12 protein-coding genes are annotated in these 16,202 nt (G+C 42.2%); 6 read left to right on the top strand and 6 right to left on the bottom strand.

The features are described from left to right. Positions 1 to 57 precede the first annotated feature (57 nt). From ACH11B_RS14165 to ACH11B_RS14140, 6 genes are all read right to left on the bottom strand, one after another. Entirely contained in the window at positions 58 to 912 is an 855-nt protein-coding gene (locus tag ACH11B_RS14165) for a fumarylacetoacetate hydrolase family protein (RefSeq protein WP_013665912.1), read from the bottom strand. Positions 913 to 1,042: 130 nt separating this feature from the next. Continuing rightward, positions 1,043 to 2,554 carry an aldehyde dehydrogenase (NADP(+)) gene (locus ACH11B_RS14160; RefSeq protein ID WP_377610334.1) on the bottom strand — a complete coding sequence of 504 codons (1,512 nt, stop codon included), beginning with the start codon at positions 2,552 to 2,554 and terminating at the stop codon, positions 1,043 to 1,045. Between the two features lie 21 nt (positions 2,555 to 2,575). Beyond that, positions 2,576 to 3,856 carry a mandelate racemase/muconate lactonizing enzyme family protein gene (locus ACH11B_RS14155; protein WP_041387356.1) on the bottom strand — a complete coding sequence of 427 codons (1,281 nt, stop codon included), beginning with the start codon at positions 3,854 to 3,856 and terminating at the stop codon, positions 2,576 to 2,578. A 30-nt stretch (positions 3,857 to 3,886) separates the two neighbouring features. Beyond that, on the bottom strand, positions 3,887 to 4,840 hold the full coding sequence (locus ACH11B_RS14150; protein ID WP_130857151.1) for an RraA family protein: 954 nt from the start codon (positions 4,838 to 4,840) through the stop codon (positions 3,887 to 3,889). Between the two features lie 23 nt (positions 4,841 to 4,863). Continuing rightward, positions 4,864 to 5,970, bottom strand: coding sequence for a bile acid:sodium symporter family protein (locus ACH11B_RS14145; protein ID WP_377610332.1), 1,107 nt, complete (start codon positions 5,968 to 5,970; stop codon positions 4,864 to 4,866). 390 nt (positions 5,971 to 6,360) lie between these two features. After that, positions 6,361 to 7,263, bottom strand: coding sequence for an alpha/beta hydrolase family protein (locus tag ACH11B_RS14140; RefSeq protein ID WP_377610330.1), 903 nt, complete (start codon positions 7,261 to 7,263; stop codon positions 6,361 to 6,363). Between the two features lie 373 nt (positions 7,264 to 7,636). On the opposite strand from ACH11B_RS14140, the gene ACH11B_RS14135 reads away from it, so the two are divergent. The 6 genes from ACH11B_RS14135 (at position 7,637) to ACH11B_RS14110 (ending at position 16,198) form a co-directional block, all read left to right on the top strand. After that, a complete protein-coding gene (locus tag ACH11B_RS14135; RefSeq protein WP_377610328.1) occupies positions 7,637 to 9,433 on the top strand; it encodes a helix-turn-helix transcriptional regulator in 1,797 nt (598 codons plus the stop codon). Between the two features lie 230 nt (positions 9,434 to 9,663). Next, positions 9,664 to 10,674: an SPFH domain-containing protein gene (locus ACH11B_RS14130; protein ID WP_377610326.1), complete on the top strand. Its 1,011-nt coding sequence runs from the start codon at positions 9,664 to 9,666 to the stop codon at positions 10,672 to 10,674. Between the two features lie 13 nt (positions 10,675 to 10,687). Continuing rightward, positions 10,688 to 10,918 (top strand): hypothetical protein, encoded by a 231-nt coding sequence (locus ACH11B_RS14125; RefSeq protein WP_130857147.1) that lies wholly within the window; start codon positions 10,688 to 10,690, stop codon positions 10,916 to 10,918. Between the two features lie 11 nt (positions 10,919 to 10,929). Then, positions 10,930 to 11,739, top strand: coding sequence for a hypothetical protein (locus ACH11B_RS14120; protein ID WP_130857146.1), 810 nt, complete (start codon positions 10,930 to 10,932; stop codon positions 11,737 to 11,739). A 44-nt stretch (positions 11,740 to 11,783) separates the two neighbouring features. Then, positions 11,784 to 12,557, top strand: a complete 774-nt coding sequence (locus tag ACH11B_RS14115; RefSeq protein ID WP_130857145.1) for a DUF6620 family protein — start codon at positions 11,784 to 11,786, stop codon at positions 12,555 to 12,557. 542 nt (positions 12,558 to 13,099) lie between these two features. Next, entirely contained in the window at positions 13,100 to 16,198 is a 3,099-nt protein-coding gene (locus tag ACH11B_RS14110) for a TonB-dependent receptor (RefSeq protein ID WP_149105506.1), read from the top strand. Positions 16,199 to 16,202 lie beyond the last annotated feature (4 nt).

The following is a 16,202-nucleotide window of genomic DNA, read 5'->3' as shown; positions in this document are numbered from 1 at the left end:
ACACTTATAAAATCAGAAACCACGAATTGCCTAAGTAAAACAATAAGATACTACGTGCTAAACGGATGGGTTATACGCAACCGTATTACGCAACGTTCCAATCGGTTCAATTGTAATAAGAATTTCGTCTTCCGGAAGTAGTGTAAAATCACTTGGGGGCACTAAACAGGTACCTGTCATGAGAAAACTGCCGTCCTTGAATGTAGATTCCCTGTAAAGATAGGACACGAGCTCCGTCAAGGGACGTTTTATTCGGCTTATTGCCACCGAATCGCGGAACATCAGTTTTCCTTCCCTTAAGATATCCATTTCGATTAATGTACCGGGGTCTAACGGTGAAGCAGGAACATACAGACAAGGCCCCAGTGCAGCACTTCGGTCATAAACCTTTGCCTGTGGCAGGTACAGAGCATTTTCTCCCTCAATGCTACGCGAGCTCATATCATTCCCAACAGTGTAACCTTCTATAGTTCCATATGAATTAATGAACAAGGTCAGTTCGGGTTCGGGAACGTTCCATACGGAGTCCTTCCTGATGCTGACAGCTCCCTTATGTCCGGAGACTTTGTGTGGGAAGGCTTTAAAAAACAGCTCAGGTCGTTCGGCATGATATACCCGATCATACAGGTCGGCCCCACCGGAATCCTTCGCTTCTTCCATCCGTGCTTCCATACTTCTTAAATAAGTGACACCCGCTGCCCAGACTTCCTGCGAACCTATTGGCGGCAAAACACCTTCCTCCAATAAGTTTTTAGCCTTTCCTTCTGCTATTGCGGGTGCGGTGTTAAGCTGTGATTTCAAATAGCCATAGAGATTCTGTCTATTGATCAACTGATCCCAGTTGCCAGGTATGACATGATAACTATTGTCTACCTTCAATATGTTTTCTGTTTTCGTTTTATAGAGGTTCATATGTAAATATTTATCTTTTAAAGGCCATACCTGCCTACCGACAGGCAAGTGGAATATCCACTTTATTTTCACCGGTATTTGAGTGAGCTGTGCCACATGGATATTTCATAAGCAATACGTGTTATCAACATTAAATATCGGCTTTCGTTAGCTGTCCGTTTACATGGCGCCAAATAGACTCCAGGTTTTTGTTTTGCAACGCTGTCGGCAACAAAGATTGGGGATAATTTTGATAGGAAACAGGCCGTGTAAACCGGTAAATTGCCTGTGTGCCAACCGAGGTACTCCGACCGTCCGTGGTGGCTGGAAATGGCCCCCCGTGTACCATAGCATGGCACACTTCTACACCCGTTGGAGCACCATTGATAATCAATCGGCCAGCCTTTTGTTCCAATACCTGAAAAAGTCTATTAAAGTTTTTGGTATCCTCCTCCGTGCACCATACGCTAACCGTTAGCTGTCCGCTTAACGAAGCGGCAATTTGTAGAAATTCTTCTTCGTTTGCTGCAATTACCAATATGGATGCCGGGCCAAAGTACTCCTTGCTGAATAAAGCCTGTGAAAGGAAATTGCTACCACTGACTTGGACCGCAGTTGGCACCGGTTGTTCGATATCCGTTACTTCTGCGTTTCCACCAGCTAGTACAAAAGCTCCTTTTGCAGCTTTCAACTGTGCTATACCCTCGCAATAAGCTTGATAAATACCGGCACTCAACATACGATGCAACGATTGTCCTTGAAGCTCCTCAGCATAAAATTTCAAAAATTTCGCCGTATCTTCCGAATCAATCAGCACGAGCAATCCGGGATTCGTACAAAATTGCCCAGCTCCAAGCAGATTGGATGCGGCCAGCATCGCCGCTGTTTTTTCACCCTGTTCGGCTAATCGACCCGGTAATAGAAACACAGGATTAATACTACTCATTTCTGCGTAAACAGGGATCGGAGCAGCGCGGCGCGTAGCAGTTTCGTATAAAGCCATACCACCTGTATAAGAACCCGTGAAACCGACTGCTTTGACTGAAGGATGGCTCACGATCTTTATTCCAATAGCTTGCGATGTAAGCCATAAAGAGGCAAAAACACCGTCAGGCATTCCTGTCTTATGTGCTGCTTTTGCGATACATGCAGCGGTTAGCTGCGCGGTTTGCGGTTGATTTGGATGAACTTTATAGAGCACCGGGCAACCTGCAGCAAGTGACGAGATCGTGTCGCCACCTGCTACTGAGAATGCGAAAGGAAAATTACTTGCCCCGTAAACGCAAACCGGTCCTAGCGGAACCTGCATCTGTCGAATATCCGGTTTTGCAACAGGCGTCCTATCGGGAATAGCCGTATCGATAATAGCATTGACCCAAGATCCTTCTTTTAGCAGATCTGCAAACAGCTGAATTTGAAATAAGGTCCGATCCAATTCACCGTGGAGCCTAACCTCAGGAAGATGAGATTCCCGACTACAGGTTTCTATTAACTTCTCGCGGTCATTAGCAAGTTCTATGGCGATCTGTCGAAGGAAACCCTCTCTCGACTGATTTGACAAACATCGGTAAACCTCAAATGCGGAAGCCGCTTTTTCGATATCCTGTTCTACTGCTGCCCAGTCCTTTGGTCTGTAATGATTAACAGCATCTAATGTATCCATAATACAATCGGTTTTTTTATACTAAGTAAAAAAGGGATAATCGGGCGTGGCATATTTTTTCATCCCTTCCTCGTTGATATCTACACCGATACCGGGAACCTCCCGAAGTTTGATAAAGCCATCTTCTACCATCGATCCGTCAAAAGTGACAATATCCTTAAACATTGGGTCGGTATGAAAGTAGCTCTGCCATTCCAAAATCATAAAATTCGGTACCGATGCGCAGACATGGCATGAGGCCATTGCCCCCAAGAAAGACGCCACCATATGCGGAGCAAATGGAACGTAATAAAGATTGGCCAAGTTGGCAATTCGTTGACCTTCTCCAAGCCCCCCTGCTTTTTGAAGGTCCGGCATAATGATATCCGCTGCACCCAGCTCAAGTAAGCGCCTAAAACCATAAGCCAGATAGAGATTTTCACCCGCACAGATAGGAGTCGATGTACTATCGGCAATAAGCTTATAAGCCTCCGCATTTTCGGCAGGTATAGGCTCTTCCAGCCACATGAGATTTAAATGTTCCAAACGTTTTGCCACTTGCTGCCCGGTAACCAAATCGTAACGTCCATGCATATCACAGCAGATATCAATATCCGGACCAACAGCTTCACGAGCCGCGGTCACCTGATCGACCATACGTTGTAACTCTTTAGGACTAGCTGTCCAGTTATACTGATCGTATTTATTGGGATCGTTTCCTTGATCAAGATCAAATTTAATCGCTGTGAAACCCATTTCTTTAGCTTTGGAAGCCGCGTTCGCAAAATCTTGCGGTGTTGGTAAATTTTGCTGGTAAAGCGCCGTATCACAATACACACGTATTTTATCTCGGAATTTGCCACCAAGCAATTGATATACCGGCACACCGAGCGCCTTTCCAGTAATGTCCCAGAGTGCCGTTTCAATGGCAGATAAAACAGCGATGTACATCCCTGCCTGAGCTCCCTGAAAGATGCCTGATTTCCGCAGATCCTCAAAAATCCTGTGTACATTAAGTGGGTTTTTCCCAACGAGTCTGCGCTCGAGCAATTTTACGAAATGATAGGTCCCTGGCACCGCATCAACCCCTTCTCCGCAACCATAAATACCTTGATCCGTCTTTATTTTGACAAAAAGCCCGGAACCATACCTTATAAAGGCGCATGCTACTCCGGTAATTTTAAGGGAGGAGGGCGCCGATTCTCTTGACGATCGTTCCGCCGATTGCAGGAGTGCACTTCCGAAAGTATCCGATAAAGGGCTTAAGGCAGCTCCCATTACCATGGCTTTTTTAAAAAAAGCTCTTCTTGTTTTATTTGACATCGTTATTTAAAATTAAGGTGAATAAGGCGCCTACCAAGTGCGCTGTTTGAGTAGTTCATTTATCTGTTCTTTAGGTACGGGAAGTTTATCAGCATTCGCATCAAGCCACTGCCAAAAATCCTTTTCTATTTCGTCCGACCAACGCGTATCAATCTCACCGGGGGTATATTTCTGCTCGCGTAAGCGTTGATGACCAAACATATCACGTAAACGAACCACTTCTGAAGTACGGACAACCTTCTCGGCCAAGTGGGGTGGAATAAATATAACTCCTCCATCCCTACCCAGCACCACATCTCCAGGCATAACGGTTGCTTTACCAATCCGAGTAGGTATGTTTATTCCCACTAAGGTGGTATTTAATCGCCCCTTTGGATCATTAAGGTGATGAGAAGGGTGATATGATCGGTAGAATGAGGTAAAAGCACCGATCTCTTTTAAACCTCCGATATCACGTAGCGCGCCATCATACACTACACCATTTCCGGTTTTTGCATAAATGGAGTTACCTAAGTTGTCTCCTACTGTTGGGCCATCAATATGGGCACCAAATTGATCAACCACATACACATCTCGCTTAGTAAGTAGATCTATTGTCCAGGAGTTTTGCGATTTTATCCGACCATCCTGATTATGTCCACGTTCATCAATTGCACGATGGATATCCGGTCGTCCCGGAACAAAAACGGCAGTCACCGCTCTACCAACCAACACGCTATCCGGATTGATGCTCAACCAACCGTCCTCGTACTGGTAGTTATAGTTTTCATTGCGTAATACAGCCCAAGCTTCTTCTAGGGTAACCAATTTCATGCGATCTAAAAGTTCGTCGGAAACTTTTGGACGTCCGTCCTCAAAACGCTCGCCTTGCCATTCCGGTGTTAAAAAGATTAGTTCCCCTTTGCTGATTTGCTGTCCAAAGATGGAATGTCCCTGAAAGATGCTCACACAAACTGTCAGTATTAATATGCTAAAGTGCTTCATAAACTGTTTTGTTTAAAGGTTTGTTATTGATTGTCAATTTCGGTACGCCGATTCTTCAGGGGGCGTGAACGCCACCATAAGGCAAGTGACGAGCCCGTAATATTCATAATTGGTGAGAATACGGCAGATGCTAAGCCAACCGTAGATAACTTACCCATTGCCAAGGCTAAACTCGACCCTAAGCCCGCATTTTGCAAACCAACTTCGATTGCAATTGTGCGACAATCCTTTTCATCCATCCGCAACAAACGCGCAAGCCAATAACCAAGCACATACCCGCTCGTGTTATGCAAGAGCATCGCCAACACCAAGGCAGGCCCGACAATCAACAGGTCCTTTTGGCCAGCAGCGGTAATCACAATGATGATCAGTGCAATACCAGCCATGGATAATACAGGCATAATATCATCTAACCACTTCGCTTTCCCGTGTAGAAATCGATTAAATAACAATCCAGCCAATACAGGTATGATGACAATTTTGGTAATATCCCAAGCCATATCCCAAAAATCAATCGATACATACTGCCCCGCAAGCAACTGCATAAATAAGGGTGTCATTAGGGGCGCCAACAGCGTCGAGACAGCGGTGAGCGTCACGGAAAGCGCGAGGTTTGCGCGCGCTAAATAGGTCATCACATTAGAAGCTAATCCGTTTGGACAGCTGCCAATCAAAATGATTCCGGCCGCTATTTCTGCTGGGAAATTGAAGATACGGGTAATGGCAAAAGCTACCGGGGGCATTACTATGTAATGACATAGTACTCCTACAATTACACCTTTAGGCATTTTAACAACACCGACAAAGTCTTTTACACTCAACCCTGTCCCCATTCCAAACATAATAATCTGCATGAGTGGCACGATAAGCGCTGAAAGACGAAAATCTCCTACACGGATAAAAAATTGCGGATAATACATCGATACGCTCACTGCAGCAAATATCATTACGGTAAAGGAATAGCCTTTTAACAAGGAATAATAACGCAGTCCAAAAGCGACTGAGAGAAAAAAACCCATCAGCAGCCAGCCGCCGAAGCTATGAGACCCTTTCAGGGTTGCAATAAGAAATGCTGATAGGAAGAGACATCCTATAATAAAGAACACGATGGGTATGCCTTTTTTTGTCATGTGATTTTAATTGATTGTCATGATAAATAGCTAATTAAGGCACACGAGCATTATTCATATCGGTGCACCTTCTTAAATGAAAGCGTTACTTATGGTCCCATAGTACCTCCTTGATATTGGTTTATAATTAGGAAAAGAATACCCTTGCTGTAATTTATGGCATTCAGCTATAATTGTTAGGCAATTGTACTTAAGAAAAAAGAAAAGGCTGAAAATTTATGTTACAAAAAGGCCTTTAAATGTTACATAAAAATCAAATAATTGTAAATCAAACAATTAAAATAAAAGAATCGCTTAAACAGGCTTAAAAGGCACGATTAAAACCATTGTATTCAAATTGCAAGAAATTGTTTTGTTGTAAAAGAAGGAAACAAAATTATTCCTTAACAATTAAGGCATATTCTTCTTGTCTATTGTCCAGGCAGGTGATTTAGAAAGCCCTGATGGATTGCCCGTAAATAACCTGGCTGCTTCACGATCGTCTTTTAACTGCCATTTGAACCAATTGGTTGCCACCCGTGCGAATTCGCCGCCATGAGGTCGGCTATACGTTCCGCCATGTCCGACGTCCATGTTTGCAACAAAAACAGGTACATGATTGATTTGCTTAAAATCATCCATTCCGTTCTGATAAGCGATGTCTGATTCACCACCTAACAAGTAGAGGGTGGGCGTATGTATTTTCTTAAGCTGATCTTTACTTAACAGCGGAAGCACGGGCATCCCTTTCTTCGGATCGTCAAAAATACCGCTATTGCAGACAACTAGTGTAGTAACACGCGGATCGTCAGCAACCTCCAATGCTTGCAGACCTCCACACGACATACCACTTACAGCTATTTCGGTTGTATCCAATTTATTATAATAAGGGCTCTTCTCCTTATCGTTTTGCGTAATGGCCCAGTCAATCGCATCCAATAGTTTTGATGATTGTGAACTACGCTTTACCTGTTCCCCTGTTTCTTTGGGCATGGTACCAATGGCAATAACTAAAAAGCCATGGGAAGCGATTTCATTTAAAAAGTTTATATGTTCCCAAGGAGAATCGTAACAGGCACCGTTACCCCAAACAATGATCGGCAATTTATTCCTTTCATTAAATATACGCATATCTTTCGGTCTAAAGATGGTATGCGTTGGCAACGACGCTTCTGTAATCATCACTGCGCTGTATTGTCCTGTCCCCCCCTGTTCGACAGTCCTTATATTGATTACTTGACAAAAAGATGTTTTCGCCGTGCTAAAGATGGCTAACACCACGATCATTGTCCACATTTTTTTTAATTGTTTCATACTTTAGTTTATTTATATTATAATGGTAATTGTTGCTTGCTCAACTTAAAATTTCATCCTATACAAAGGCCTCTTTATCAAGGTCACGTATTAGCTAGCTAAAGATAACAATGGTGATTGAGCACTTTGGCGAGTATTGTTTAAACCTTTAGCAAAAATGTTTAATTTAAGATCAATAAGCGGTCTTTTTTAACGAATTGTCAAATCGCTTTAATATGCAAGGCTATATTGCATATTTGAGCAATTTATCTAAGTTTGTTTATATTTAAACGCGGCAGAGCTCGATTTCAATTAATGGCAATGCCAATTTGTTTCAAAAACTCAGTTATTCTAATAGAGAAGATAGCCCTAAATGATAAAACGATGCATTTTTTTGTGGACATTGCTTTGCAGCTTTTTACTTAGTCTATCCGCGCAGGAAAATTCGCTCGCCGAGTATTTAAAAAAAGCGTATACAGCTCGTTTAAAGGCCAATTACGATCTGAATCTTAGCACCTTAAAAGAAGCCGAACAACTGAAAGGACATCCACAGGATCCGGTTCTGTTAGCTAAACTTAATACAGAACTTAGCAAGCAATATCTTGTGAATGCCGACTATAGTAAGGCTAAGGAGTATGCAAATAAATGCTTACAGCTCGGCCAACGCATCAAGAATAGAACGGTAGAAGCTTACGGGTATCTTGCAATTGCAACCTATTATAATTACCTCGACATCGGGGACTTGGCCGTAAGTAATGCCCAAATAGCCCTAAAACTAGCTAAAAATTGGGATTACTCGCTAAAATCCCGAGCTTATTACATCTTATATGGTGTTTATTCCAGTTGGGATGATGAGGTATTGAGTAAAAAGTATGCACAACTTACCATTCTTACGGCAAGGGAAAATGCCGACAATGAGATGCTTGCCAATGCATATACTGCCTATGCTACAGCGATGCAATTTCATTATGAAAAGACAAAGAAGCGCCAATATTTGGATAGCATGAAGTTGTATCTTCATAAATCGGCAAGCGTTTATAAAAAATCGCCGGAGCAGGTAGGTGTCCGTACTTATTCGATAGCTAATATTAATCTGGCTAATTATTTCTTTGAATACCAGCCGCTCCATAAGCAATCTACTCAGGACAGTATTCTTTTTTATGCAGATATTGCCAAAAAGCTTGCAAAAGCTTCTGATAAAAACTACACGATTACCGGCAATGTAAACGGTCTTTTGGCAGAAATAGCCAGTTTACAAGGTAAAAGCCGACTCGCTGAGACTTATTTAATGGATTCTTATACCCAGCTCACAAAAGCGGCAACTCCTTCGTATTATACGTTTTCCAATGTAGCACAAGGACTCAGTGATTTATACGCTAAAAGAGGAGATTTCAAAAAAGCCTTATTCTATCAAAAGAAAAAAGAAGTTTTTACTAACAAAATCTTTGATGAGCGAAAGATGCTCCAAGCAAAAAAACTGGAGGCGCAGTATGAGAACAGTAAACTATCAGAGGATATAAAAATAGCCGCTCAGAAGGCGGACAGTCAGAGGACACAAAACCTTTTATTAACTGGTATTTGTCTTCTTTTAGTGATTAGTATCTGCTTATTGGTAAACTCCTTTAAAAGCAAAACAAAACTACAGGAAGAAAAATCTCGACGTCTACAACAAGAAAAACAGGAGGCCGAGCGTAATGCCGAGCTCGGATTGAAAATGCAGGCAGAAGAGCAAGCGCGTTTACAAGCCGAACAGCAACTCTTATTATTACAAAAAGACCAGATGCAGAAAGAAGCCATGGCTGATGCATTGCAAATCGAGCGTAAAAACCGCCTCCTCCTTCAAATGAAAGATAAGCTACAAAAACTGGAAACGGAACAAAACAGGGGTTATGTAGAAAAAATCATCAAGGAAGAGATGCGCTTGGAGGAAACTGTTGAGCGATCTGCCAAAGAGTTTAAAAGCATCAACCCTGCGTTTTTTAGTAAACTAAAAGAAATGTCCAATGATAAGCTCACCCCTCTTGAACTGGAACATTGCGCATACTTACGGCTCCAACTAAACACGAAAGAAATTGCCGCGGCTTTTTATATTGAACCTAAAAGCGTACGCGTGAGCAAATACCGCATCAAACAAAAAATCGGATTGGACAAAGACACCGATCTAGATCGCTTCTTACAAGAATTGAGCTAGGTGCTATTGTTTGGCAAGAAACAAACACATCATCCTTATTACCAATCATTTAACGCAAAGACAATTAACCTTGTAGTCACTTTGTAGTCGCTACTTTTGCAACATGTAGTTACTTTGCAACGTTCTTAACTTTTGAAATAGGGTTGTCAGCGGTAGCTTTGGTATCGCCCCGTTAAAAAACACTGGATTAAAATGGTGAAAACCAATAGACCTTTTAAACAAAACAGAAAATGAGCAATCCAACGTCGAAATTACCCTTCTTAGAAATCGTTGAATGGGCCGAACAGGATCCCAATATGATGATGTGGAAGATTGCTGATGGAGACAAAGAAATAAAAAATGGCGCTAAGCTACTTGTACGCGAAAGTCAGTCAGTTTTATTCATAAACGAGGGAACTATTGCTGATGTTTTTATGCCGGGCACTTATACACTCCATACGCAAAACGTTCCTGTGTTATCACGCCTTAAAGGGTGGAAATATGGATTCGAGAGCCCCTTCAAAGCGGATGTTTATTATTTCTCTGTCAAACAATTTGTGAATCTAAAATGGGGTACTCCAGCGCCTATCATGCTACGCGATGCGCAGTTCGGGCAGGTACGAATTCGCGCCTTTGGCACATATAATGTACGTATTACAGACATTACAAGATTCTTTAAAGAATATGCAGGTACTTATCACCAGCTTACGGTCTTTGAGTTTGAGCGACAACTCCGTGATTTTATTGCTCCCCAGTTTGGTGAAGCTTTAGCACTTTCTAATATTTCTGTATTAGACATTGCTGGCAATATTTCCTTACTCAATAAAAAAATCGCCCCACTGATTCAGCCATATTTTGAAACTTTTGGTATAGAAATCACTCAATTTACCGTTACGTCCGCTACCTTGCCCGATGAAGTTACCCAATATTATGATAAAGTAACGGGTATGAATATGGTAAGCGGTGACGTAGATCGATTCCAAAAATTCAATACCGCGATTGCTATTAGCCAAGAAAGCAGCCCTGCTCAGCAAGGGGCACAACAGGGAATTGCAATGGGCATATTAATGGGACAAATGCAGGCAACGCAGCAAAATCAAACAAATTCGAAAATAAACTCACAAGACAACACCGTAAACTCTTCCGAAACGCAAGATGAATCGGTCGTGCAATTGAAAAAGATTAAAACTCTTTTCGAAAGTGGCTTAATTGACGAAGACGAGTATAAAGCAAAAAAAGCAGAAATACTATCCAAGTTGTAAACAACAATTCTATATGGAGAAACCGCTATCAATTGTTGAACGCATGGAACAACTTGCCCTTCAACAGAAACGGGAAAAATTTACTGAAAAAGAGGCAGGCGTAACAATTATTATCTGCCCGAATTGTGGAAGCGGAAGGGCCAAAGAGGATGGTCTTACCCGATGTGCCTACTGTGGATTTGAATTTTTAACGCAAAAACTAAGTAATGGGATTCATCTAAAGGATCACGACAATTCAAAATAAACAAGACTGTGATGAACTTTTTCAATCTTTATAAAAAGAACAAAAGTAGTACTACCAACACAAATACCGCAAATGACGTTGACGCCGATACATCCTTAGTTCAAAGGTTACAAACATTTTTGGGTAAACTATACCAAAGAGCAGAAGAAATGCATTCGGAAATACAGGTATCCGGACAACGCATTGCTGATGCAGACAAAGATCCTTTTAAAAGAAGCTTTTTACAATTTAAGGCGGGTATGATAGCCCAATTCACCGCCATTATACAAAAAGGGTCTAATACCTATCAAGAGGAGGTTATACCCAAAGTGTCAACTATGGAATTGGTCAAAATCTCCCAGATTTTTAACGACTGGCACGTTGGCGTTCTGAACATGATGACTTCCGCCTTTGACCAGATAAGCGAACGCGATCTGGAAAAAGAGTATGCTGATATCATGAAAACATATACACATTATAAAGATCATTTTCATTGCAAACAATGCGGAGGTAAATTGGAAATTTCAACATTCTATTTTACAGCAACCTATATCGCTTGCCCCTATTGTCGAACACAAAACACCTTTGATCCAGGCACCCAAGTTCGTTTGGTGGAACATTTAGCGCGCCCATTAGCTGAGCTGCGTTGCAATGAGCTCTATGAGCGTTATCAAGAGCATCGTCGTGCATTTGGTACAGACAGCGCCAAAGAGAAGTATCAACTATATCTTCAGGCGCTTATAGATGAAATGAATCGTATACTACCCGGCCTAACTGCTCAACATCAGAATTTTTATGATCGCCTATTAAGCGATTATGAGCGCTTCGAGCAATTTAGATAACAGTAGATAATCAAACAATTTTTAATTATCAAAATTCAATAACCATGTTTAAGAAACTTTTCAAAGGACTCACCGACAATCTGGAAGATATGGCGAAGAAAGCGGTGACAGAACAGCAAAATTCAAACACCAATAATAACAAAGACTTGTTTGATGCGTATATGCAAGGCAATTATCAGAAAGCTTTTGACACAGGCGCGGCTTCGGCGGGTTATTCAACCATGAACACCGCAACAGAAGACCCGAATGATCCGCAACTACAACCCGTGCATGGCGTTACGATATTCGATTATGCCGTAGGTGCCGCAAAGCTCGGAGAGGGTTGTACCGAAGAACAGATTTGTCGTGCCCTTGGCATAGAAAGACCCATGTGGGATGAGGCACAAGTCACTTGGAATAATCGGATGCGAGATGACAAATCCTTTAACGTAGTTAGTGTTTATTCCAAATATTTTGGTATGGTAAAAGAACATGAGAAACTTGGCGTACTTCAGCCTGATAACGCGCCCGCTACACAAGTGGAATCAGAAACTGCGAAGGCTAATCTTCAACGTCTGGAAACTGACAAGTATTATTTTTTTGAAATTCAAGGGGCTATGCAGGCAGCCTACGACAATGGAATAGACGGTGCCCAATGGCTCATTGATGAACTCGGTCTAACGGTATCACAAGTTAACAGTGCAGGTACACAATGGATGAACGATTTTAATATTATGGCTCAAATGATAGATTATCAAGACCAAAAAAAGAAGGAATACAGTGAACGATTTTCGAGTGAATCAGGCGCAAACGGTATTGTAGACGACATTAAGTTCTAGAATTTCTATCTTCGGGATCTAACAAAAAGTTAGATCCCGAAGATAAATTATAGCCTTCAACCTACCTAGTTTTTTACTTCTTGCCAGGGCATTCATTTAAACCGCTACTTTTTATCTGCTTATTTTTTACGATAACGTTATCGTAAAAAAACAGGCCGTTTTGCCCTTCATTCAAAACATATTCACCGTATTTTGCCGTTGATTATCAATAAGTAGTTCTGATGAAGCCAGGCTTCGCTCAGATTATAACTGATTACTACCAATCTTAAATGTAACTTAAATAGATTAATTATGAGCCGTAAAGTCGTTGAATCGATTATTGAAGATGTATCTTGCTCTGTATTGTTCGATATCACTCCAAAGAACCACGCTAACAGGTCTTACCTGTTATAGAACCGATCACAGAAGAGTTAAGTTTCTTTCCGAGGAGTTTATTCTCTATATAGTGCACATGTAAAGGTTATTCGATCACCTGCCTGTATTGCTATGCCTGTCAGGCAACTGAAGAAGCCAAACGATTATAAACAAAAACAAATGATTCAATGAAAAACAGTTTAGCTAAAACACAACTGAGGCGGGGAGTTTTACTCATGTCTCTGCTGTATTCCCCGTGGTTACTGCCGAGTTCGATCACAGTAGCCAAAACATCGGAAATACTCGCCCTTTCGAAAGACTTCCAAGAACGGGAAATTAAGGGCCGTGTGCTCGATGAAAACAAGAAACCGCTTCCAGGCGCTACTGTTGCCATCAAAGGAAGTACCAAAAAAGTCTCTACGAATGAAAACGGTGCATTTGTTATCCAATCCAGTGCAGCGTCTGATGTATTGGTGGTCTCCTTTATAGGTTATGAACCGACAGAACAAATGCTTCGGGAGGGACAAGCAGAACAAATTATAATTACACTCAAGCCAGATGACGACACAGCCTTGGACGAAGTGGTCGTAGTTGGATATGGTAGCCAACGAAAACAGGACGTAACCGGAGCGGTGTCTTCAGTCAGTGCACAGTCCATTGCCGAAGTGCCCGTAACACAACCGTCACAGGCTTTGCAAGGAAGGGCTGCAGGTGTTTTTGTAACCAATACAAACAATAAGCCTGGGGGTGCTGCTACGGTTCGTATCCGTGGAAACCGTTCATTTTCTGCCGGTAACGATCCGCTATATGTCATCGATGGAATTCCCATTACCGGAGGTTTGGAGGATATTCCACCCCAGGATATCGCTTCGATGGAAGTGCTAAAGGATGCCTCTGCTACTGCTATCTACGGTTCCCGGGGAGCCAATGGTGTGGTAATTATAACCACAAAGCGGGGAACAGTGGGAAAAACGACAGTAAGCTACGATAATTGGTTTGGCTTTTCCAGTGCGTATAAGCAGATCGACATGATGAACGGCGAACAGTTTGCTGAATTTAAAAGAGAATCACGACGGGCAACCGGGAACTACGATGACAGTGATCCAAACGCCGATCAAAATACACCCGGTTTATTCGACGCCGTGGAGCTGGCGTCTATTGCACAGGGACGGAGCACCGATTATCAAGATCTCATGTTGCAGACAGGCCATAGCATGAATCATTCTTTAAGTATTCTAGGAGGCTCGGAGAAGACGCGCTTCAATGTCAGCTTCAATTACATGAAAGACAAGGGAATTATACCTATACAAGATTTTAACCGCTATGCGATGCGGGTGAACTTAGATCACCAGATCAGTGATAGGATACGTATTGGTACTTCGATGCTCGGTAACTACAGTATTACCAACGGACAAGATTTAAATCCGTATGACGATGCGTTACTGGAAAACCCCTTAGGTGTTCCCTATGATGATCAAGGCAACCTGATCTTTCGGCCAACAACAGATGGATTACGGAGTAATCCTTTGAGTGAATTGGTACCGGGGGCCCTACTCAACAAAAACAAACGCATGCGTCTTTTTAGCAGCATTTACGGAGAAGCAACCTTAGCTGAAGGACTTACTTTCCGTTTGAACTTTGGCCCGGATCTTATTCAAAATCGGGTCGGCGATTTTCAAGGAAGGTATACGAATGCCCGTCTGGGAGGTACTGCTGCCGCACAAGGAAATGAGGACCTGGTTTTCAACTATACGCTGGAGAACATTTTGAAATACAATAAAACATTTGCCGAAAAACACGCACTGGAACTTACAGGCTTATTTGGCTTGCAACATCGGCAATTCGAAGCAACCGATATCAGTGTAAGAGGTATTCCGGTGGAGGAAATGCAATATTTTAATTTCGGTGCAGCGGAAGAAATCTTGGGTACGGGAAGTGATTTCCAACGCTGGGACATTGTATCCTACATGGGACGCGTCAATTATATATTCGATGATCGATTTTTGGCCACTGTAACCGCTCGTATAGATGGGTCGTCTCGTTTCGGAAGAAATCACCGTTACGGTTTCTTCCCTTCTGTCGCTTTGGGTTGGACAATAAGCAATGAGTCCTTCATGGAAGGTAATAACGTTTTCGATTTACTAAAACTTAGGACCTCCTATGGCGAAACAGGTAATACAGGTATAGATCCGTATGGAACACAAGGGCTCTTGCAACGGACGACTTACGCTTTTGATGAGACGGCCGGTTTTGGTTTCAGACCAAACCAATTGAGAAATGACAACCTGAAATGGGAGACCACCCGTCAGTTCAATATTGGTTTAGATTATGCCGTGCTGGGTGGCCGTATCACCGGAGCAGCTGAATTCTATACGCAGCAGACGCGTGATCTATTGATGGAAAGACAGCTTCCCTTTACATCCGGCTATGGATCCATTATGGAAAATGTCGGGTCAACAAAAAACACCGGTTTCGAATTTAGTATATCTTCCGTGAACATCAAACCCAAGGATGAGAAAGGTTTTAGCTGGAACACCGACCTGAACTTCGCTACGAATAAAGAAAGTATCACCGAACTGTACGGCGGGAAGCAAGATGATGTTGGAAACCGTTGGTTTATTGGCCATCCTATACAAGTTTACTATGATTTTGAAAAAATTGGCATTTGGCAAAGCAATGAAGTGGATGAGGCCGCCCGATACGGAAGGGTACCGGGAGAGATTAAAGTCAAGGATCAAAATGGGGATGGCGTGATCAATGATTCAGACCGTATTATCTTAGGGAATAATAGACCCACGCTTACAGGCGGCTTGACCAATCGTTTCGCCTACCACGGTTTTGATCTATCCGTCTTCCTTTATTTTAATTTAGGTAATATGATCTATAGTACCTTTCATGAAGTACATAACACGTTGTTTGGCAGGTATAACAACTTAAACGTAGATTATTGGACGCCTAATAATCCGACAAATGCTTATCCAAGGCCCAACCAAAACCAAGAGCGACCCGTTTATAATACAAGTATGGCCTACTTTAGCGGTTCATTTCTCAAAATAAGGAATATCAATCTTGGTTATAACTTTCCAAAAAGCTGGGCGTCTAAAATTGGTGCCGAATCACTTCGCCTTTATGTAAGTGCTCAGCAACCTTTGATTTTCTCTTCTTATATCAATAAACATCAAGGGGTTGATCCGGAAGGAATCGATTTCAATGCAGATACTGAAAATCTACCCGTTGACACCCCCCCTACTCGTACTTGGCTTTTTGGTTTAAACGTTAAATTTTAACAAC

Source organism: Olivibacter sp. EAT-5 (genome assembly GCF_044784325.1).
Lineage (GTDB): Bacteria > Bacteroidota > Bacteroidia > Sphingobacteriales > Sphingobacteriaceae > Olivibacter > Olivibacter oleidegradans.
The sequence above is the reverse complement of the archived record's forward strand: the minus strand, read 5'-3'. Positions and strand labels throughout refer to the sequence as shown.

Excerpts from the sequence above, each read along its gene's own strand:
- ACH11B_RS14125 (WP_130857147.1), top strand. The coding sequence starts at position 10,688 with ATGGAGAAACCGCTATCAATTGTTGAACGCATGGAACAACTTGCCCTT.
- ACH11B_RS14155 (WP_041387356.1), bottom strand. The coding sequence starts at position 3,856 with ATGTCAAATAAAACAAGAAGAGCTTTTTTTAAAAAAGCCATGGTAATG.
- ACH11B_RS14140 (WP_377610330.1), bottom strand. The coding sequence starts at position 7,263 with ATGAAACAATTAAAAAAAATGTGGACAATGATCGTGGTGTTAGCCATC.
- ACH11B_RS14150 (WP_130857151.1), bottom strand. The coding sequence starts at position 4,840 with ATGAAGCACTTTAGCATATTAATACTGACAGTTTGTGTGAGCATCTTT.
- ACH11B_RS14165 (WP_013665912.1), bottom strand. The coding sequence starts at position 912 with ATGAACCTCTATAAAACGAAAACAGAAAACATATTGAAGGTAGACAAT.
- ACH11B_RS14130 (WP_377610326.1), top strand. The coding sequence starts at position 9,664 with ATGAGCAATCCAACGTCGAAATTACCCTTCTTAGAAATCGTTGAATGG.
- ACH11B_RS14115 (WP_130857145.1), top strand. The coding sequence starts at position 11,784 with ATGTTTAAGAAACTTTTCAAAGGACTCACCGACAATCTGGAAGATATG.
- ACH11B_RS14110 (WP_149105506.1), top strand. The coding sequence starts at position 13,100 with ATGAAAAACAGTTTAGCTAAAACACAACTGAGGCGGGGAGTTTTACTC.
- ACH11B_RS14145 (WP_377610332.1), bottom strand. The coding sequence starts at position 5,970 with ATGACAAAAAAAGGCATACCCATCGTGTTCTTTATTATAGGATGTCTC.
- ACH11B_RS14120 (WP_130857146.1), top strand. The coding sequence starts at position 10,930 with ATGAACTTTTTCAATCTTTATAAAAAGAACAAAAGTAGTACTACCAAC.
- ACH11B_RS14160 (WP_377610334.1), bottom strand. The coding sequence starts at position 2,554 with ATGGATACATTAGATGCTGTTAATCATTACAGACCAAAGGACTGGGCA.